General features: G+C 70.0%; 14 protein-coding genes, 1 tRNA gene and 1 pseudogene. 8 read left to right on the plus strand and 8 right to left on the minus strand.

The features are described 5' to 3' along the window. Positions 1-144: 144 nt before the first annotated feature. Both N5096_RS03520 and N5096_RS03525 read left to right on the plus strand, forming a co-directional pair. A pseudogene (locus N5096_RS03520) lies at positions 145-288 on the plus strand (O-methyltransferase); the annotation flags it as partial. A gap of 271 nt (positions 289-559) precedes the next feature. Then, on the plus strand, positions 560-1,231 hold the full coding sequence (locus N5096_RS03525) for a metallophosphoesterase family protein (protein WP_267662950.1): 672 nt from the start codon (positions 560-562) through the stop codon (positions 1,229-1,231). A 3-nt stretch (positions 1,232-1,234) separates the two neighbouring features. Here the strand turns inward: N5096_RS03525 and N5096_RS03530 are convergent, their stop codons facing one another. Further along, on the minus strand, positions 1,235-1,552 hold the full coding sequence (locus tag N5096_RS03530) for a hypothetical protein (RefSeq protein WP_267662951.1): 318 nt from the start codon (positions 1,550-1,552) through the stop codon (positions 1,235-1,237). A gap of 148 nt (positions 1,553-1,700) precedes the next feature. Between N5096_RS03530 and N5096_RS03535 the strand changes: the two genes are divergently transcribed. Beyond that, a complete protein-coding gene (locus N5096_RS03535; protein ID WP_267662952.1) occupies positions 1,701-2,780 on the plus strand; it encodes an NAD(P)/FAD-dependent oxidoreductase in 1,080 nt (359 codons plus the stop codon). A gap of 69 nt (positions 2,781-2,849) precedes the next feature. Further along, positions 2,850-3,623, plus strand: a complete 774-nt coding sequence (locus N5096_RS03540) for an SDR family NAD(P)-dependent oxidoreductase (RefSeq protein WP_267662953.1) — start codon at positions 2,850-2,852, stop codon at positions 3,621-3,623. Between the two features lie 128 nt (positions 3,624-3,751). Here the strand turns inward: N5096_RS03540 and N5096_RS03545 are convergent. After that, positions 3,752-3,822, minus strand: a tRNA-Gly gene (locus N5096_RS03545). Between the two features lie 267 nt (positions 3,823-4,089). Between N5096_RS03545 and N5096_RS03550 the strand changes: the two genes are divergently transcribed. Together N5096_RS03550 and N5096_RS03555 are read left to right on the plus strand one after the other, a co-directional pair. Beyond that, positions 4,090-4,614, plus strand: coding sequence for a DoxX family protein (locus N5096_RS03550; RefSeq protein ID WP_267662954.1), 525 nt, complete (start codon positions 4,090-4,092; stop codon positions 4,612-4,614). A gap of 13 nt (positions 4,615-4,627) precedes the next feature. Next, the gene (locus tag N5096_RS03555; RefSeq protein WP_267662955.1) at positions 4,628-4,912 is read left to right on the plus strand and encodes a hypothetical protein; all 285 of its coding nucleotides are present in this window, start codon (positions 4,628-4,630) and stop codon (positions 4,910-4,912) included. Positions 4,913-4,946: 34 nt separating this feature from the next. Here N5096_RS03555 and N5096_RS03560 read toward each other — a convergent pair whose 3' ends face one another. The 4 genes from N5096_RS03560 to N5096_RS03575 all read right to left on the minus strand — a co-directional run bounded on the left by N5096_RS03560 (position 4,947) and on the right by N5096_RS03575 (position 11,972). Continuing rightward, positions 4,947-7,385: a methyl-accepting chemotaxis protein gene (locus tag N5096_RS03560; protein ID WP_267662956.1), complete on the minus strand. Its 2,439-nt coding sequence runs from the start codon at positions 7,383-7,385 to the stop codon at positions 4,947-4,949. Between the two features lie 60 nt (positions 7,386-7,445). Then, the gene (locus N5096_RS03565) at positions 7,446-8,084 is read right to left on the minus strand and encodes a class I SAM-dependent methyltransferase (RefSeq protein WP_267662957.1); all 639 of its coding nucleotides are present in this window, start codon (positions 8,082-8,084) and stop codon (positions 7,446-7,448) included. 85 nt (positions 8,085-8,169) lie between these two features. Further along, on the minus strand, positions 8,170-10,308 hold the full coding sequence (locus N5096_RS03570) for a type II secretion system F family protein (RefSeq protein ID WP_267662958.1): 2,139 nt from the start codon (positions 10,306-10,308) through the stop codon (positions 8,170-8,172). Next, entirely contained in the window at positions 10,305-11,972 is a 1,668-nt protein-coding gene (locus tag N5096_RS03575) for a type II/IV secretion system ATPase subunit (protein WP_267662959.1), read from the minus strand. Before N5096_RS03575 ends, N5096_RS03570 begins: the two co-directional genes overlap by 4 nt. Positions 11,973-12,187: 215 nt before the next feature. Between N5096_RS03575 and N5096_RS03580 the strand changes: the two genes are divergently transcribed. Further along, a complete protein-coding gene (locus N5096_RS03580; RefSeq protein ID WP_267662960.1) occupies positions 12,188-12,649 on the plus strand; it encodes a DUF5793 family protein in 462 nt (153 codons plus the stop codon). 34 nt (positions 12,650-12,683) lie between these two features. Here the strand turns inward: N5096_RS03580 and N5096_RS03585 are convergent, their stop codons facing one another. Both N5096_RS03585 and N5096_RS03590 read right to left on the minus strand, forming a co-directional pair. Then, positions 12,684-13,523 carry an SAM hydrolase/SAM-dependent halogenase family protein gene (locus tag N5096_RS03585; RefSeq protein ID WP_267662961.1) on the minus strand — a complete coding sequence of 280 codons (840 nt, stop codon included), beginning with the start codon at positions 13,521-13,523 and terminating at the stop codon, positions 12,684-12,686. 72 nt (positions 13,524-13,595) lie between these two features. Continuing rightward, positions 13,596-14,126, minus strand: coding sequence for a nicotinamide-nucleotide adenylyltransferase (locus N5096_RS03590; protein ID WP_267662962.1), 531 nt, complete (start codon positions 14,124-14,126; stop codon positions 13,596-13,598). Between the two features lie 170 nt (positions 14,127-14,296). Between N5096_RS03590 and lonB the strand changes: the two genes are divergently transcribed. Next, positions 14,297-16,570, plus strand: a complete 2,274-nt coding sequence (lonB, locus tag N5096_RS03595) for an ATP-dependent protease LonB (RefSeq protein WP_267662963.1) — start codon at positions 14,297-14,299, stop codon at positions 16,568-16,570. Positions 16,571-16,588 lie beyond the last annotated feature (18 nt).

The raw sequence follows: 16,588 nt of genomic DNA on the forward strand, positions 1-16,588 counted from the left end.
AGCAGAAACTGCTGACGAGTGGCTCAGATCATTCGCTTTCGCATGGAATCAGCTTATCTGAACACTACGAACAGCGTGGCCGCACCGGTCCCGCGTCGTCGCCGGCGGCCGGTTTCAACTACCGTGCGGACGACTCGCACGCACGGCGCCCCCCTGCCCGACTCCGAAGTCGACGGCGAGACCAGGGGGATCGGCGGGTACGTCGGCACGGTGCGCTCCGACGACGCCGTCGAGAGCGCGATCCTCCCGGTCGGCGACGGGATGGCGGTGTCGACGAAGGCGGCGTGAGGGAGCGGCGTCGAGACCTATTTATAAATGAATCCGCGGTCGGCGCGCGCCTCCGAGCGCCCAGCGGGCGTGAGGAGTACGCGCGAGGGAGTCGGTCGCCCGGAGTAACGCGGAGGGCGGCCGACGCGGCTGGGGCTTTGGAGGCGTTCACGGTCGATCCGCTGTCAATCAGTTAAAAGTGACCGCAGCCTTCGGCGCTCCCGCGTTCGATCAGCTTCTGACCCAGGTAGAGGCCGAACCTATTCGGGCGTCGACGCACAACGACGATCCGATGAAAGTGGGGCTCATCTCGGACGTCCACGCGAACCTGCCGGCGCTCGAAACCGTCCTCGACGACATGCCCGCGGTCGACCGGATCGTCTGCGCCGGCGACGTGATCGGGTACAACCCGTGGCCGGCCGAGTGCGTCGACCGCGTGCGCGAGGTCGCCGCGATGACCGTCCGCGGCAACCACGACCGCACGGTCGAGACCCCCGAGCGCTACCGCGCCAACCACATGGCGGAGGCCGGACTCGAACACGCGAAGGGGTCCCTCTCCGACGACGGGCTCGCGTGGATCCGGGGGCTCCCGCGCGCCGAGACGTTCGCTGGCGGGCGGTACCTGCTCGTCCACTCGCACCCCGCGGCCGAGCGCGAGGACGCCTACGTCTACCCCGAGGAGTTCCCGACCCTGGACCGGCACATGGGCGAGTACGACGGGATCGTCCTCGGGCACACGCACGTCCAAGGGAAGCGCTCGGTCGCCGGCGGCGTCGTCGTCAACCCCGGGAGCGTCGGCCAGCCGCGCGACGGCGACCCGGACGCGGGGTACGCCGTCCTCGACACGGCGACGGGCGACGTCGCGCTCGAACGGGTCGCGTACGACGTCGACCGGGTGAGTGAGGCGGTCGCCGACGCCGGACTCCCGGAGCGCACCGCCGATCGCCTTTATAAGGGAGAGTGAGTCTCACGGCCAGAGTCCGGCGAGGAGCAGGACGTTCCGCGCTGCGGTCGCCAGAGAGAGGAGGCCAACCCCGGCGCACATCAGCGTCGCGACGAGCCGCCGGGTCCCGCCCGCGACCGCGACGGGGAACCCGATGAGGACCATCCCCGCGGCCTTGGTGAGGAGCATCCCGGGGACGAGCCCGAAGGCGGCGATGAAGGCGCTGCCGACGGGGGAGCCCTCGACGTACTGTCCGCCCCCGATCGCGACGTAGGTGGAGGTCAGGTCGGCGCTGACCCCGACGGCGAGCAGGACGAGGGCGGCGGCGAGTCGCGATGGCACTGCCACAGCCGAGGCGATGAACCATAATAAGCTTCCGGGGACCCGCGGATCGGGAGGCGCGAAGCGGGTACGCGGCCCCTACCGGGCTGGCCGCGGCCCGCGCACACCACGACTCCATTTAAACCGATGCGTCGCGTACGATCCGGTAATGAGTTCGGCAGACGACGAGTACGAGATCGCGGTCGTCGGCGGCGGACCGGCCGGGCTGACGACCGCCCTGTACGGCGCCCGCCTGGGACACGAGACGGTGCTGATCGACCGCGGCGGCGGCCGCGCGGCGATGATGGCCGACACGCACAACGTGATCGGCGTCACCGAGGACGTCTCCGGCAACGAGCTGCTCGCGACCGGTCGCGAGCAGGTGGAGTCGTACGGCGGGACGTTCGAGCGCGGCTTCGTCACCGACGTGGTCGAGACGGAAGACGGCCGCTTCCGGCTCACGACCAAGGACGCCGAGATGCTGGCGGACCGGGTCGTGCTCGCGACCGGCTTCTCCGACGAGCGCCCGGACCCGCCGCTCCCGCGGAACGCGAAGGGGCTCCACTGGTGTCTCCACTGCGACGCCTACATGTTCGTCGACGAGCCGGTGTACGTGATGGGCCACGGCGAGGCGGCCGCCCACGTCGCGATGATCATGCTGAACGTGACCGATGACGTGGACGTCCTGACCCGCGGCGCGGAGCCCACGTGGAGCGACGAGACGGCGGCCCAGCTCGAGGCGCACCCGGTCGAGGTGGTCCACGAGGACGTGGCGGGCATCGAGAACGACCCCGACTCCGGTTGGCTGGAGGCGATGGAGTTCGAGGACGGCGCGCGCCGCGAGTACCGCGGCGGCTTCCCGATGTACGGCTCCGACTACAACACCGCGCTCGCCGAGGGGCTCGGCTGCGACCTCACCGAGGGCGGCGAGGTCGACGTCGACGACCACGGGCGCACGAGCGTCGACGGCGTCTTTGCGGTCGGCGACGTGACGCCCGGCCACAACCAGGTCCCCGTCGCGCTGGGGCAGGGCGCGAAGGCCGGGCTCGCGGTCCACAAGGAGATCCGCGAGTTCCCCCGCTCGGCCGAGGAGATCGCTCGCGACGGCGCCGTCGACGCCGACGAGGTGCCCGCGATCTCACCCGGACTGCTGGCGAACGCGGTCGCCCACGAGGGTCACGCGGGCGGCCCCCGAACCGAGGCGGAGGGCGGCTCGGAGGCGGAGCAGCCCGCGGCCGACGACGACTGAGACGGGTCCACATCGGTTCGGAAGGACGCGATACCGGCCTTTTTTGATCCGCTGCGTTCGAACGTGCGTATGGGAACCATCAGCGCGGACTTCTCCGGCGAGACGGTCGTGGTCACGGGCGGATCGAGCGGTATCGGCCGCGCGGTCGCGCTCGGATTCGGCGACGCCGGCGCGACTGTTATCAACGCCGACGTCCGCGCGGACGCGAAGGACGCCGACGCCGAGACGCCCACGCACGAGGCCGTCGAGGAGCGCGGCGGGACCGCCGCGTTCGTCGAGACCGACGTCTCCGAGCCGAGCCAGATCGAGTCGGTGATCGAGGGGGCCCGCGAGTTCGGCGGGGTCGACGTGATGGTGAACAACGCCGGCGTCCACCGCAGCCTCGAGTTCCTCGAGGTCGAGCCCGAGGACTTCGATTTCGTCCACGGCGTCAACCTCAGAGGCGCCTTTTTCGGCACCCAGCTGGCCGCCAAGGACATGATCGACCGCGGGGTCGAGGGCGCGATCGTGAACACGTCGTCGACGACGGCCGAGCGCGCGGAGTGGAACCACTCCCACTACGCGGCGACGAAGGGCGGGATCCAGATGCTCACCCGCAGCGCGGCGCTCGAGCTCGACGGGCACGGGATCCGGGTGAACGCGGTCGCCCCGGGACCGATCGCCACCGAGATCCGAGAGGGGTGGGCCGACGAGGCGCGAGGTGCCATCGAGGAGTCCGACGGGCTCCCGTCACGGGCCGGCACGCCCGCGGACCTGCGCGACGCCTACCTCTACCTCGCCTCTGAAGGCGCCGGCTACGTGACCGGGGAGACGGTGTGGGTCGACGGTGGGTCGAGCCTGTAGGCGGCGATTTGAGTATTCAAATCCCTCGGCGATTTCTCTCACTTCGTTCGAGAAATGCGCCGGCCGGGACCCTCGCGAGCGAACGGCGTGAGCGAGCGAGGGTACGGGCGGCGCACGACCGAAGGGAGTGCGCCGGCCGGGATTTGAACCCGGGCCATGAGCTTGGAAGGCTCAGGTCCTACCACTAGACCACCGGCGCGCGTGGGTGCGTCCGTCACTGACGCGTGTAAACGTAGGTCCAACGAATCCAATAAACGTTCCGTGTTCCCGACGGCGGGTCCGCGGATCGGGAACCGGCAAATTGGACGATCGTTTGGAGGTGTATTTAAAAGACCACAATATCGCGGGCCGTTCCCGCAGTCTTAGAACGGTTTTCAGGCGGTTAGAAGCCGGTCGGGTACATATACGGGGACACGTGCAACGTACATCCGTGACACGTGCAACGTACATCCGTGAGGTGAACACGATGTCATACCAATCAAGCAATCCGCTGGTCGACGAGGTCGAGTTCGCGCTCGACGGTCCGTGGGCGGCGTACTGGATCGCCTTCCTGCGCGTGGTGACCGGGTGGTGGTTCTTCCACTCGGGGATCACGAAGGTGATCGAGAGCGGCTTCTCGTACACCTACGGCTCGGCCTACATGCAGGGGATGACCGGCACCGCGTTGGGCGGGATCCCCGTCTGGATGGGGAACAACCTCGCGTGGCTCATCGAGCCGGGCGTGCCCCTGTTCGAGACGCTGATCGGGCTCGCGCTGATCGCCGGCGCGTTCACCCGTCTGGCCGCGTTCGGCGGGGTCATCTTCATGACCCTGTTCTGGGTCGGCAACGCCGGCTTCGGTCACGGGCTGGTCAACAGCGACTTCATGGGACTGCTGCTGTTCATCACCGTGATCATGCTGTCGGCCGGCCGGTACTACGGCCTGGACGCGCTCATCGAGAAGCTCTCGGTCGTGCAAGCGCACCCGAAACTCCGGTACCTGCTCGGTTAAGAGGTGACACAAAATGACTGACATCATCGACAAGGCGGCGATGGGGCTGAGTGCGGGACTGATGCTGCTCGGGACCGTCGGCATGGGGATCCTGGAGATCCTCGTCGGCCCCCCGTACAGCCCGGTCCCGATGACCAACGAGGCGGGCGACGTGATAGCGACGCCGCTGATCTCGCCGCAGATCCGGACGGGCGTCGTGCTGGCCGGGGTGGCCGTGCTCGGCCTCTACGCGGCGTACAAGATCGCGACGCCGCTCGCGGAAGACGCGAAGACCGGCCACGAGACCGTAGCCGACTGAGGCCGTGACCCGACCGGCGCGGTAGGCCGCGCGACTAGTTTTCCGCGTTCGCGTTCGACGACGCCTCGCCGACGCCCGTGTCCGGCTCTCGATCGACCCCGCCGTCGGCGCTCACCGAGGTGTCGACCTCGTCCGCGCCGAAGGTGAAGCCGGTGTCGGCGTCGCCGCTACCGGGCTCGTCGGCGTCGAACGCGTCGCCTTCGATATTCTCTTCGCCGGCCGCTCGCTCGGCGTCCACTTCGAACCGCTCCGTCATCCGACGCAGGTCGCGCGCCCGCTCGGTGAGCGCGTGGGCCTGCTCGGAGACGTCACCGAGCGTGGCGGCCTGTTCCTCGGCGGTCGACGCGACCGTGGTCGCCTCCGCGGTGGTCTGCTGGCTCACGCCGGCCAGCTCGTCGACGGCGCCGGTCACCTCGTTGACCGACGACGCCTGCGCGTCCATCGCGCCCGAGATCTCTTGGACGCCGTCGTCGGCCGCCGCCACGCGCTCGGCGACCTCGCTCAGGGCGTCGTCCGCGGCCTCGACCGTCTCGACGCCCGCTTCGACCCCCTCGCGAATGTACGCCATCTCCGCGACGCTCTCGTCGGTGCGCTCTCGCAGCCCGTCGATCAGCGACTCGACCTCGGCGGCGGACGACTGCGTCTCCTCCGCGAGCGACTTCACTTCCTCGGCGACGACGGCGAAGCCCGAGCCCGACTCGCCAGCCCGCGCCGCCTCGATCGAGGCGTTCAGCGCCAGCAGGTTCGTGCGGTCGGCGATCTCCGAGATCGTCTCGACGATCGCGTCCACCTCGGCCATCTCCGCCTCGAGGCGCTCGATCGTCTCGGTCGCCGACTCGGACCGCTCCTCGACGTCGTGGAGTTCGTCGACCGCCGCGGCCGTCGCCTCGCGGCCCTCCTCGGTGGCCGCGTTCGCATCCCGGGAGGTGGTCGCGACCTGATCGGCGGAGGCGGCGACCTCTTCGACGGTCGCCGACATGTCCTCCATCTCGCCCGCGACCTCGGAGAGCCGGCGGCTCTGCCGCTCCGCGCCCGCCGAGATCTCGTCGACGGCGTCGCTGGTCTCCCGGCCCGCCGCCGCGACCTCGTCCGCGCCGTCGGTGACGGCCTCGCTCCGCGCGGTCACCTGCGCGGCGAACGCGTCGACCTCCGCGATTGCGCCCTCCAGCGCGTCCATCGCGTCGTTGAACCCGTCGGCGATGTCGGCGAGCGCGTCCGGGTCGTCGGGCTCGACGTCGAGCCGAGCGGTGAGGTCGCCGTCGGCGCAGTCGTCCATCGTCGCCCCGAACGCCGCGGCCCGCGCCTCCAGCCGCTCCGCGAACGCCTCACTCTCGGCCTGGGCCGCCTCGGCCCGACGCCGCTGCGTCTCGGCCGACTCGATCTGCTCGCCGAGAGAGTCCCGCATCGTCGAGAACGCGCCGTAGAGGTCGCCGAACTCGTCGCGACGCTCTGTCTCGAACGCCACGTCGAGGTCGCCGCCCTCCAGCGCCCGCGCCTTCCCCGTGAGCCGGTTCAGCTCCGCGACGGTGCCCCGGCCGAGCGTCGCGCCGAGCAGACCGAGTCCGACGACGGCGACGCCGACGATGAGCAGGAGGTTCCGGGCGATCATCCCGGAGAGCGCGTACGCCTCCGAGAGGGGGACGTGAACCGCGACGGCCCAGCCCTCGGAGGGGACCGGCGCGTACGCGACGAAGTAGTCGGCGCCGTCGGCGAACCCGAGCGTCGCCGACGCGACGTGTCCGACGGTCTCCGCGTCGGAGAGGGCCTCCGAGACCGCGCTCTCCCCGTACCGCTCGCCGGCGACGCCGCCGCGGTCGCTCGCACCGATCGTCCCGTCGGAGTGGACGACCGTCGTGAACGAACCCGCGGTGGGCTGCCGGAGGTCGGCCACGACCGGCGCGAGGTCGACCTCCATGACGGCGTAGTTGCTGAGCGGGGTCCGAGCGACGAACGCGATCCGCCGCTCGCCGTCGACCTCGTACGTGGGCGAGGTGTACGCTTGGCCGCCCAACAGCATGTTGTCGCTGAACCAGTGCCGGCTCGTGACGGTCGCGCCGCGGTCGGCGCCCTCCCCGCCGCCTTGGCTCGACGCGAGCACCGCAGCGCTCTTGCGGTCGACGAAGTGGAGCGCGACGACCTCGTCCGCGGTCCGGGCCAGCTGTCCGGAGAGGTACTCCGCCACCGTGTCCGACTGCTGCGAGAAGGCGTCGTCGGCGGCGATGTCGGTGACCGTCGTGCGACGCTCACCGCTCCAGCGGTCGAGTTCCGTCGCGCTCAGTTCGGCGACGGCGGTGTACTGATCCTGAGTCGTCGATTCGAGACGATCGGTGGTCTCCGCGTACGTGACCGCGCCCACTCCGCCGATCGCGACGACGACGACGAGGAGGACGGCGAGGAACTTCGCGAGGTAACTCCGGACGACGGCGTCGGGGGTCACCCGACGCAGGAGACGTTCCACTCGGCTTGCACTCATTGTCTCGACCGGGCCGGCGGGGTCACTTGACCCCTCTCCTCGAGACATCGATAATGATAATTAGGGCGGGCGCGCGGAGACGACGGCGTAGCAGTTCCCGCTGGACACGTCGACGGCGACGGGTTCGAGGGCGCTCTCACCGAGGTCGGCCTCGAACTCCCCGGGTGAGTAGATGTGATAGTAGCGGGGGACGGTCTCGCCGCCGGGGAGCGTCCAGTCGACGGTCGTGTCGAACCCCGCCTCCCGGTCGAAGCGGTCGTGCGCGGTGCTCCACGCGCTGATGAGGGCGGTTCCGCCGGGGGCGAGGACCCGCGCAACCTCGTCGAGGCTCCGGACGCGGGCGGCGCGCGGCGAGAGGTGGTGGAGCGTGGCGACGTACGTCGCGAGGCCGACCGCGTCGTCCGCGATCGGGAGGGCGGCGGCGTCGCCGTGAACGAGGTCGAGCGCGCCGGCGAAGCCGCACTCGCGGGCCCGCGTCGCCGCCTCGCCCAGCAGCTCGCGGCTCAGGTCGACCCCGACGACCGACTCGGCGCGCCCCGCGAGCAGCTCCGCGTGGCGGCCGTTGCCGCAGCCGATGTCGAGCGCGCGCGTCGCCGAGCGCCCCTCGAGGAACGACTCGACCTCGGGCCACGCGTACTCGCGAGTCTTCGCGAAGTGCGCGGCGATGCGGTCGTACGTCGACTGCGGGTCCCGCTCCATGCGGGACGGTCGGCGTCGAACGACATAGCTCCGGTGACCGGCGGCCGGCGCGGCGAGGGGTCGGACTCCCCTCCCGCGCGGCCCGTTACACCAGGTCGATGACGGCGAACGTGAGGAGCGTCAACGCGAGGAGGATGACGACGTGTTTCACGCCGTCCCTAACCGACCCCTCGCCGAGCTGGCCGGCGACGAGCCCCGAACAGACGGCCTGGACGGCCGCGGCGTGGAAGAACAGCTGCTCGTAGGCGAACGAGTCGATGTCGCCGAGCCCATCGGTGATCCCGGTCGGTCCGCTCGGCGAGCCGGGGGCGCTCCCCGTGCCGCCGCCGGCACCGGAGATCGCGGCCTCCTCGATGGCCGGGATGAAGGAGACGGACAGCGAGGCGATGATCCCGAGGAAGACGAGGAAAGAGATGTAGATCACGATGAGGTACGTGAGCATGACCTGCCGGCGCTCCCGGCGGAGCGACCACGTCGCGCGCGACTCGTCGGCGGCGATCCGGAGAACGGGGCCGATGTCGCCGCTCGCGTGCATCGCGTTCGTCACCAGCGCCACGGCCCGGGAAGTCATCGGCGACCGGACCCGGCGCTCCAGCCGGCGGAGCGCGGTGCTCACGTCGGCGCCCCAGTCGATGTCGCGTCGGGTGCGCTTCAGGTCGGCCGTCAGCGCCTCCAGGTTCGAGTCGGCGACTCGGCGGACGCTCCCGACGACGGACGTGCCGGCCTCGTTGACGCTCGCCAGGCGGTCGAGGAAGTCCGGGACCGACGACTCGGCCCGGCGAGTGCGACGCTTCCGGACCTCGTAGACGACCGCGTAGACCGCGAGGACGAGCGCCGTCGCGGCGACGATCGGGGTCTCCACCTGCGCGACCATCTCGGTCGTCGGCCCGAGCGTGACCGGGAAGGCGAAGACGAGCAGCCCGAGGACCGCGAGTGGCACGGTCGCGAGGAACGACGTCCACGGGGCCCGGACAACGTTCTCGACCGGCGAGGCGACCCACCGGCGCAGCCCACGGACCCGGTCGTACGCCCGAAGTCGCTCCCGGCTTGCGGCCCAGGAGTCCCGCTCGGTTCCGCCCGCGACCCCCCCGTCGGCCGCGACGCTCGGGGCGGCGGCGTCACCGGTCGAGCCTCCGCCGGTCGGGTCGTCGCCGGCCGCCTCGGAGAGGTCCACGCTCTCCGTGCCGCCGACGCCCTGCGTCACGCTGTCGACGTAGACGACGAATCCGAACGTCGCCAGCGGGACGCCGAGGTAGACGACGACGCGGAGCAGCGGGAGCGTGTCTTCCAACACCAGCCCGATGACGACGAGGATGGTGATGAAGAAGAGCGGGCCGGCGACGAGGGCCGTGACGTACGCCTCCGCGAACGTCGACAGCAGCTCGAGGTAGCGCTCCTGTTTCGACTCGGCCTCCTCCTGGTACAGCTCGTACTGGTCGGCGAGGAACGCCGAGATCGACTGGCCGGTGCCGAGGACGGACGCGAGGTTCTCCGAGAAGTCCGCGAGGTCGTCGCTGGGCGTCCGGCGGGCCGTGCGCTGGAGCGCCGTCAGCGCGTCCGTCCCGAACGCGTTCATGTCGCGGACGGCGACCGACAGCTCCGTGGCCGCCTCGCCGTACACCGCCTCGTTCTCCGCGAGCGTGTCCATCACCCGTGGGAACGCCATCCCCGACCGCGAGAGCGCGTACATGAACGCGACCGTCCGCGGGAGGGTGGCGTCGATCTCGGCCCCTCGGGCGTGTGCGCGTTGGCTCAGCAGCTCCCAGCGCCCGTAGTAGGTCCCGGCCGCGAGCGCGGAGCCGAGCGTCGCCGAGGCGAACGTGAGGAGGAGGAACAGCTGCGGGAGCCCCAGCGACGCGAGCCCCGCGACGCCCCCGAGGAAGGAGAGCGAAGCCGGCAGGGACGCGCGGATCGCCGCCTCGCCGACGTCGAGCGCGGAGAGGAGCGCGCCGGCCGCGTACACGCCGAGGACGCTGCCGGCGACGCCGAGGACGCCGGCGTACAGCAGCGTCCGGGAGGCGTACGCGCGGTGGGTGCCGCCGACGTGAGCTGCGCGCAGGAGGTCGCGCTGGCGCCGGCGACGGTCCCCGTCCTCGCCGACGTAGTCCCCGAACAGCGACAGCGCGACCCGGGTGACCAACAGGTCGGCGGGGCGGGAGACGGCCGGCAGCAACAGCGTCAGACACAGTCCGAGCGCGGCGAAGAGGGGGATCGAGACGATCATTCGAGGGTCTCTCCGGTGTCGACCTCGGACGCGGGGACCTCAACGTCGTCGGCGTCGGCCGCCCGCTCTTCCAGCCGGTCCATCACCTGCTCCGGGTCGGCGTAGTACTCGTTGACTAGAGCGGTGAACGTCCGGTAGTCGGTGATCCCGAGCCCGCGGAGGATCTCGAGGAAGCGCTCGCGGCGCCGGATCTCACGGAGCAGCTCGGAGCGGGACCAGCCCCGCTCGTCGGCGATCTCCTCCATGAGCGACGAGTCGTTGCGGCGGAACTCGTCGGTCTCCGCGTTCCACTCGAACGCCGACGAGTAGTCGAGCTCGCCGGTGCGCTGGTCGATGCCGCCGATCTCGCCGATCGTCTTCGCGCGCCGGACGCGCTCGTCGCCCGACCGGGTCAGCGTCTGGACCGAGAGCATGTCGAGCGACTGCACCATCGCGCGCGGCACGTTGATCGGCTCGTTCTCCAGCCGGTTGATCACCGTCTCGATCGAGTCGGCGTGCATCGTCGAGAAGGTGGTGTGGCCCGTGTTCATCGCCTGGAACAGGGTGATCGCCTCGTCGCCGCGCACCTCGCCGACGATGATGTACTCCGGCCGGTGGCGGAGCGCGGAGCGCAGCAACTCGTACATGTCGATGTCCGTCCCCTCGTACCGCTGTTCGCGGGTGATCGAGGAGAGCCAGTTGTCGTGGTATAAGGAGAGCTCGCGGGTGTCCTCGATCGAGAGCACCTTCGCGCGCGGCGGGACGAACATCGACACCGCGTTCATCGAGGTCGTCTTCCCGGAGGCGGTGCCGCCCGCGAAGATGAGGCTCTTGTTGTGCTCGATACAGAGCCAGAAGTACGCCATCTGCGCGACCGAGAACGTGCCGTACTCCACGAGGTCGATCGGCGTGAACGGGTCCTCGGCGTACTGGCGGATCGTGAACGCGGAGCCGCGAGGGGTGACCTCTTCCCCGAGCGAGAGCTCGGCGCGCGAGCCGTCCGGCAGCGTCGTGCCCACGATCGGGTCGCCCACGGAGACGTGGCGCCCGGACTGCTGGGCGAGCCGGATGACGTAGTTGTCGAGCTCTCCTTTCGGGAACGAGACGTTCGTCTCGATGTCCGTGTACTCCTCGTGGTAGACGAATATCGGGAGGTCGTACCCGTCACAGGAGACGTCCTCGATGCGGCGGTCGTTCAGGAGGGGATCGATCTTCCCGTAGCCGCGGAAGTCGCGGTAGAGGTAGTAGGCCAGCGCGTGGAACGTCGCCATTCCGGCGTCGACGCCGTACCCCTCCAGGAGCTCCTTCAGCTCCTCGCGGAGCGTCTCCTCGTCGGTCTTCCCGGTCCCCTCGCGGTACAGCAGTGGGTCGCGGATGTCGTCGACGACGCGGTCGAGGAGGTCGCGCTCGAACTCGTCGAGGTCCGGCTCGACCGCGTAGTACCGGTGTTCGCTCTCCGCGTCGTCGTAGGTGACCACGACGAACGCGTACGGGGCGTTCACCCAGTAGCGGTCGACCTCGCGTTCGCCGTCCGGCACGGCGAAGGAGGCGAGTTGGCTGTCCTCGCCCGGGCGGAAGGGGCGGACGTCGAGCTCCGACCCCCGAAGCACCTCCCACGTTCGCGAGAGCCGCCGCCGGAGGGCCGCCGCGCGGTCCTCGCCATCCTCCCGTGCGTCACTCGCCATCTGATCACGAGGGCGTATGCGGCGCGGCGGTTTAAATTCCACCGCGCGGTTCTCAGTCGTGATGCCCGGCCGAGGCCGCGGCGTCCCTTCGCGCGGCGCGTCTCGTCCGTCTCGGCGCGTCTCGTCCGTCCCAGCGTATCTCGTCTTCTCGGCCGTCCGTGCGGGGGGCCGCCCGTTACGTTGATAGGTGCCGACCGCAAAGGATCGGGTAGGAAATGCGGCGTGACTATTTCGAACTGACCGTCGAGGGCGTCGGGGACGACGCCGACGACCGGGCGACGCCCCTGGTCCGGATCGACTTCCACGGGCCGGAGGGACTGCTGCGCGACCGGCTCTCGGACACGGACGGCGGCCTGCTCGAGGCCACGGAGGTCGACGTGGCGTTCCGACTCCGCGAACCGCTCTCTGACGCCGCCGACCCGGAGGGCGTGGTCGGCGTGACGAACCGATACACCGGGGACTTCGTGTTGGAGCTCAACGAGACCGCCACGGACGTCCTCCCCTTCATCCACGCCGCGCGCGATTCGGCCGGCGACGAGGACGCCCGCTACCGCGTCGAGATCGACGTCGAGGACGAGCGGCTCGTCTCGTACGACAAGGACACGTTCCTCGTGTACGACCACGAGGGGAACCTCCTCCGCGGCGAGAGCCTGATCCCGTCGGGCGTGGAGCTGTAGCCCCGGCTCCGGCCGCGCTTCCGCCTCCGCGAGTTCACATACTCACGTTGTCGCCGACCAGCCGCACCTCGTCGCCCGGCCGTAGGTCGAACGCGCCGTCGCCCCGGCCGTCGTTGACATCGCACTCCACGTAGCCGTGGCTCCCGACGGTGACGAGCCGGTCGCCGGCGTCGACCGCCCCGAACGTCTCCGCGACGGGCGTCAGCTCCTCGTTGACACGGATCCAGTCGCTGCCGCGGACCAGCTCGCCCGGAACGTTCGTGACGACGTTACCGAACCGGTCGATCACGAGCACCTCGCCGTCGACGGCGACGGGGTCGCCGTCGGCGTCGCGCTCGACGGTCGGCTCGGGGAACGCGATGTCGACGGGATCGGTCGCGGGCGAGAGGTCGTCCATCGCTGCGAGCGCGGCCGCGACCCCCTCCGGGCCCGCGGCCGCCGGGCCGTCGTCGAGCGCCGCGCGGATCCGCGCCGCCACCGGCGCGAACACGTCGCGGCCGTGGAACGTCCGGCTCGCGGGCTCGTCGACGTCGACGGCGAAGGCTTCGATACTCTCTTCCGTCTCTCCCTCCCCTTCTGCGAGCGCCCTCGCGGGCGGCATCGCGAGCCCGTTGTCGGGCGCGACGAGGACGTGGGCGCCGGCGCGGACGACGAGCGCGTCGCGGTCGGTGCCGACGCCGGGGTCGACGACGGCGCAGTGGACGGCGGGCGGAAACTCCGGGAGGACGAAGCGCAGCCAGAAGGCGGCCGCCCGCGGGTCCCCGCGCGGGAGGTCGTGGGCGACGTCTATCATCTCGGCGTCCGTCTGTCGACGGATAGCGCCCTTCATCGCGGCCGGGTACGGCGAACCGAAGTCGGACGTCAGCGTGATCATGAGCGATCCCCGGTGCGGCTGACTCTTAAAAGGCGGCGACTGCGCGTTCGAGGCCGGTTTAACCGGAAGCGCCTACGCGTCCGACGGCTCGGCCCCCTTTGCGTCCGTCTCGGCGATCCGGCGGATGCGCTCGACCCCGTCGACCTCCCGGATCACGTCGACGACGGCGTCGGGGACGAGGTCGGTCCAGTCGCGGCCACGGATCATCCGCTCGCGGAGCTCGGTCCCCTCCAGCACGTCGCGGCGGAACATCGGCGACTGGCGCACCTCGACGCCGGCCTCCTCGAACAGCCGGACGACGAGCGGGTTGTTCGAGTAGGCCACGTCGAACCGCGGGGTCATGCTCTGGACGTGGCTCACCCACACGGAGTTCCGGTCGAGGTCCTCGATGGGGACGACGTAGGTGGTGGCGTCCAGCTCCTCGACCGCCTTCGTCACCATCATCACGCGCTCGCCGGCCGTGAACGGGTTCCGGGTGGTGTGGGAGTCGCCGGCGGAGCCGATCCCCAAGACGAGTTCGTCGACCTCGGCCGCGATCTCCTCGACCATGTGCCGGTGGCCGTCGTGAAACGGCTGATACCGCCCGATGTAGAACCCGCGCATGGATGCACGTTGGGCGGCTACTATTTATAAACTCCGCGGGATGGTTCGAACGTCGATATCGGCGCTTACGACCGCTATTACCGGCGTTTCGCTGTCTCCCGGCGATCCGCCTGCGGGGAGAAAGTATATCAGTAGCCGACCCTTCGTTTTCGGTAGCGAAACTCGATTCTATGAGCAACGAAAAGGACGCGAACGACCCGCCGACCGACGACCCGGAGAGCCCGGACGACACCGGCTCTGAGGGCTCGGACCCGGCGGGGAACGGCGAGGACGCCCCCGACGACGTCGCCCCCGGCGACGGCGCCCGCGTGCCCGACGAGGCCGATCCCACCGAGGAGTCGGCGGACGGCGAGGAGCCGGCCGACGGCGACCCGGACGAGGTCTGGGACGACGGGATCGTCGTCGACGATCCGGACCCGGACACCGGGGCCGGCCACGGGGACGAGGACGGCGTCACCCCAGAGGGTGTCACCGAAGAGAGCGAGGACGGCGGCATCGACGACCTCGGCAGCACCGTCGAGGTCGAGGGTGCCGACATCGACGAAGACCCCGACGAGGACGACCTCCTCGGAGGGCTCAACATCGACACCACCGCCGAACTCGAGATCCCCGACCGCCTCGTCGACCAGGTGATCGGGCAGGAGCACGCCCGCGACGTGATCATCAAGGCGGCCAAGCAGCGCCGCCACGTGATGATGATCGGCTCGCCCGGGACCGGGAAGTCGATGCTCGCGAAGGCGATGTCCGAGCTGCTCCCGAAAGAGGAGCTCCAAGACGTCCTGGTCTACCACAACCCCGACGACGGCAACAAGCCGAAGGTCCGGACGGTCCCGGCGGGGAAGGGCGACCAGATCGTCGACGCGCACCGCGAGGAGGCGCGCAAGCGCAACCAGATGCGGTCGCTGCTGATGTGGATTATCATCGCCGTCGTGTTGGGCTACGCGCTCATCATCGTCGGCCAGATCCTCGTCGGCATCATCGCGGCGGGGGTCGTCTACCTCGTCTTCCGCTACCTGAACCGCGGCTCGGACGCGATGATCCCGAACCTGCTGGTGAACAACGGCGACACGAAGACCGCGCCGTTCCGCGACGCGACCGGCGCGCACGCCGGCGCGCTGCTCGGTGACGTCCGGCACGACCCGTTCCAGTCCGGCGGGATGGAGACGCCCAGCCACGACCGCGTCGAGGCGGGCGCCATCCACAAGGCGAACAAGGGCGTGCTGTTCATCGACGAGATCAACACGCTCGACATCCGCAGCCAGCAGCACCTCATGACGGCGATCCAGGAGGGCGAGTTCTCGATCACGGGCCAGTCCGAGCGCTCCTCGGGCGCGATGGTCCAGACCGAGCCCGTCCCGACCGACTTCGTCATGATCGCGGCCGGGAACCTCGACGCGATGGAGAACATGCACCCGGCGCTCCGGAGCCGTATCAAGGGGTACGGCTACGAGGTGTACATGGAGGACACCATCGAGGATACCCCGGAGATGCGCCGGAAGTACGTCCGCTTCATCGCCCAGGAGGTCGCGAAGGACGGCCGCCTGCCGGAGTTCTCGGCGGAGGCCGTCGAGGAGATCATCCTCGAGGCCAAGCGCCGTTCCGGCCGGAAGGGTCACCTCACGCTGAAGATGCGGAACCTCGGCGGGATGGTTCGCGTCGCCGGCGACATCGCCCGCGGCGAGGACGCCGAGATGACCACCCGCGACCACGTGCTGCAGGCGAAGGGGCGCTCGCGCTCCATCGAACAGCAGCTCGCGGACGACTTCATCGAGCGCCGGAAGGACTACGAGCTGCAGGTCTCCGACGGCTACGTCGTCGGCCGCGTCAACGGGCTCGCCGTGATGGGCGAGGACTCCGGGATCATGCTCCCGGTGATGGCCGAGGTCGCGCCCTCGCAGGGGCCCGGTGAGGTCATCGCTACCGGCCAGCTCAAGGAGATGGCCCAGGAGTCGGTGTCGAACGTCTCCGCGATCATCAAGAAGTTCTCCGACGAAAACATCTCGGAGATGGACATTCACATCCAGTTCGTGCAGGCGGGCCAGCAGGGCGTCGACGGCGACTCCGCGTCCATCACGGTCGCGACCGCCGTCATCTCCGCGTTAGAGGACGTCGGCGTCGACCAGAGCCTCGCGATGACCGGCTCGCTGTCGGTGCGGGGCGACGTGCTCCCGGTCGGCGGCGTGACCCACAAGATCGAGGCGGCCGCGAAAGCCGGCTGCACCCGGGTCATCATCCCGCAGGCGAACGAGCAGGACGTGATGATCGAAGACGAGTACGAGGAGATGATCGAGATCATCCCGGTCTCGCACATCAGCGAGGTGCTCGACATCGCGCTGGAGGGCGAGGCCGAGAAGGACTCGCTTGTCTCCCGGCTCAAGTCGATCACCGGCTCGGCCCTGAAGGAGGGGAGCGTCTCCGGTCCCTCCAGCCCGAGCCCGCAATAAGACCGCCGTCTCCCGCCC

Origin of the sequence: Halorubrum yunnanense, from assembly GCF_026586675.1 — an archaeon.
In the GTDB taxonomy this organism is placed as follows: domain Archaea; phylum Halobacteriota; class Halobacteria; order Halobacteriales; family Haloferacaceae; genus Halorubrum; species Halorubrum yunnanense.

Excerpts from the sequence above, each read along its gene's own strand:
- N5096_RS03525 (WP_267662950.1), top strand. The coding sequence starts at position 560 with ATGAAAGTGGGGCTCATCTCGGACGTCCACGCGAACCTGCCGGCGCTC.
- lonB (WP_267662963.1), top strand. The coding sequence starts at position 14,297 with ATGAGCAACGAAAAGGACGCGAACGACCCGCCGACCGACGACCCGGAG.
- N5096_RS03535 (WP_267662952.1), top strand. The coding sequence starts at position 1,701 with ATGAGTTCGGCAGACGACGAGTACGAGATCGCGGTCGTCGGCGGCGGA.
- N5096_RS03580 (WP_267662960.1), top strand. The coding sequence starts at position 12,188 with ATGCGGCGTGACTATTTCGAACTGACCGTCGAGGGCGTCGGGGACGAC.
- N5096_RS03590 (WP_267662962.1), bottom strand. The coding sequence starts at position 14,126 with ATGCGCGGGTTCTACATCGGGCGGTATCAGCCGTTTCACGACGGCCAC.
- N5096_RS03550 (WP_267662954.1), top strand. The coding sequence starts at position 4,090 with ATGTCATACCAATCAAGCAATCCGCTGGTCGACGAGGTCGAGTTCGCG.
- N5096_RS03560 (WP_267662956.1), bottom strand. The coding sequence starts at position 7,385 with ATGAGTGCAAGCCGAGTGGAACGTCTCCTGCGTCGGGTGACCCCCGAC.
- N5096_RS03540 (WP_267662953.1), top strand. The coding sequence starts at position 2,850 with ATGGGAACCATCAGCGCGGACTTCTCCGGCGAGACGGTCGTGGTCACG.
- N5096_RS03570 (WP_267662958.1), bottom strand. The coding sequence starts at position 10,308 with ATGATCGTCTCGATCCCCCTCTTCGCCGCGCTCGGACTGTGTCTGACG.
- N5096_RS03575 (WP_267662959.1), bottom strand. The coding sequence starts at position 11,972 with ATGGCGAGTGACGCACGGGAGGATGGCGAGGACCGCGCGGCGGCCCTC.
- N5096_RS03555 (WP_267662955.1), top strand. The coding sequence starts at position 4,628 with ATGACTGACATCATCGACAAGGCGGCGATGGGGCTGAGTGCGGGACTG.
- N5096_RS03565 (WP_267662957.1), bottom strand. The coding sequence starts at position 8,084 with ATGGAGCGGGACCCGCAGTCGACGTACGACCGCATCGCCGCGCACTTC.
- N5096_RS03585 (WP_267662961.1), bottom strand. The coding sequence starts at position 13,523 with ATGATCACGCTGACGTCCGACTTCGGTTCGCCGTACCCGGCCGCGATG.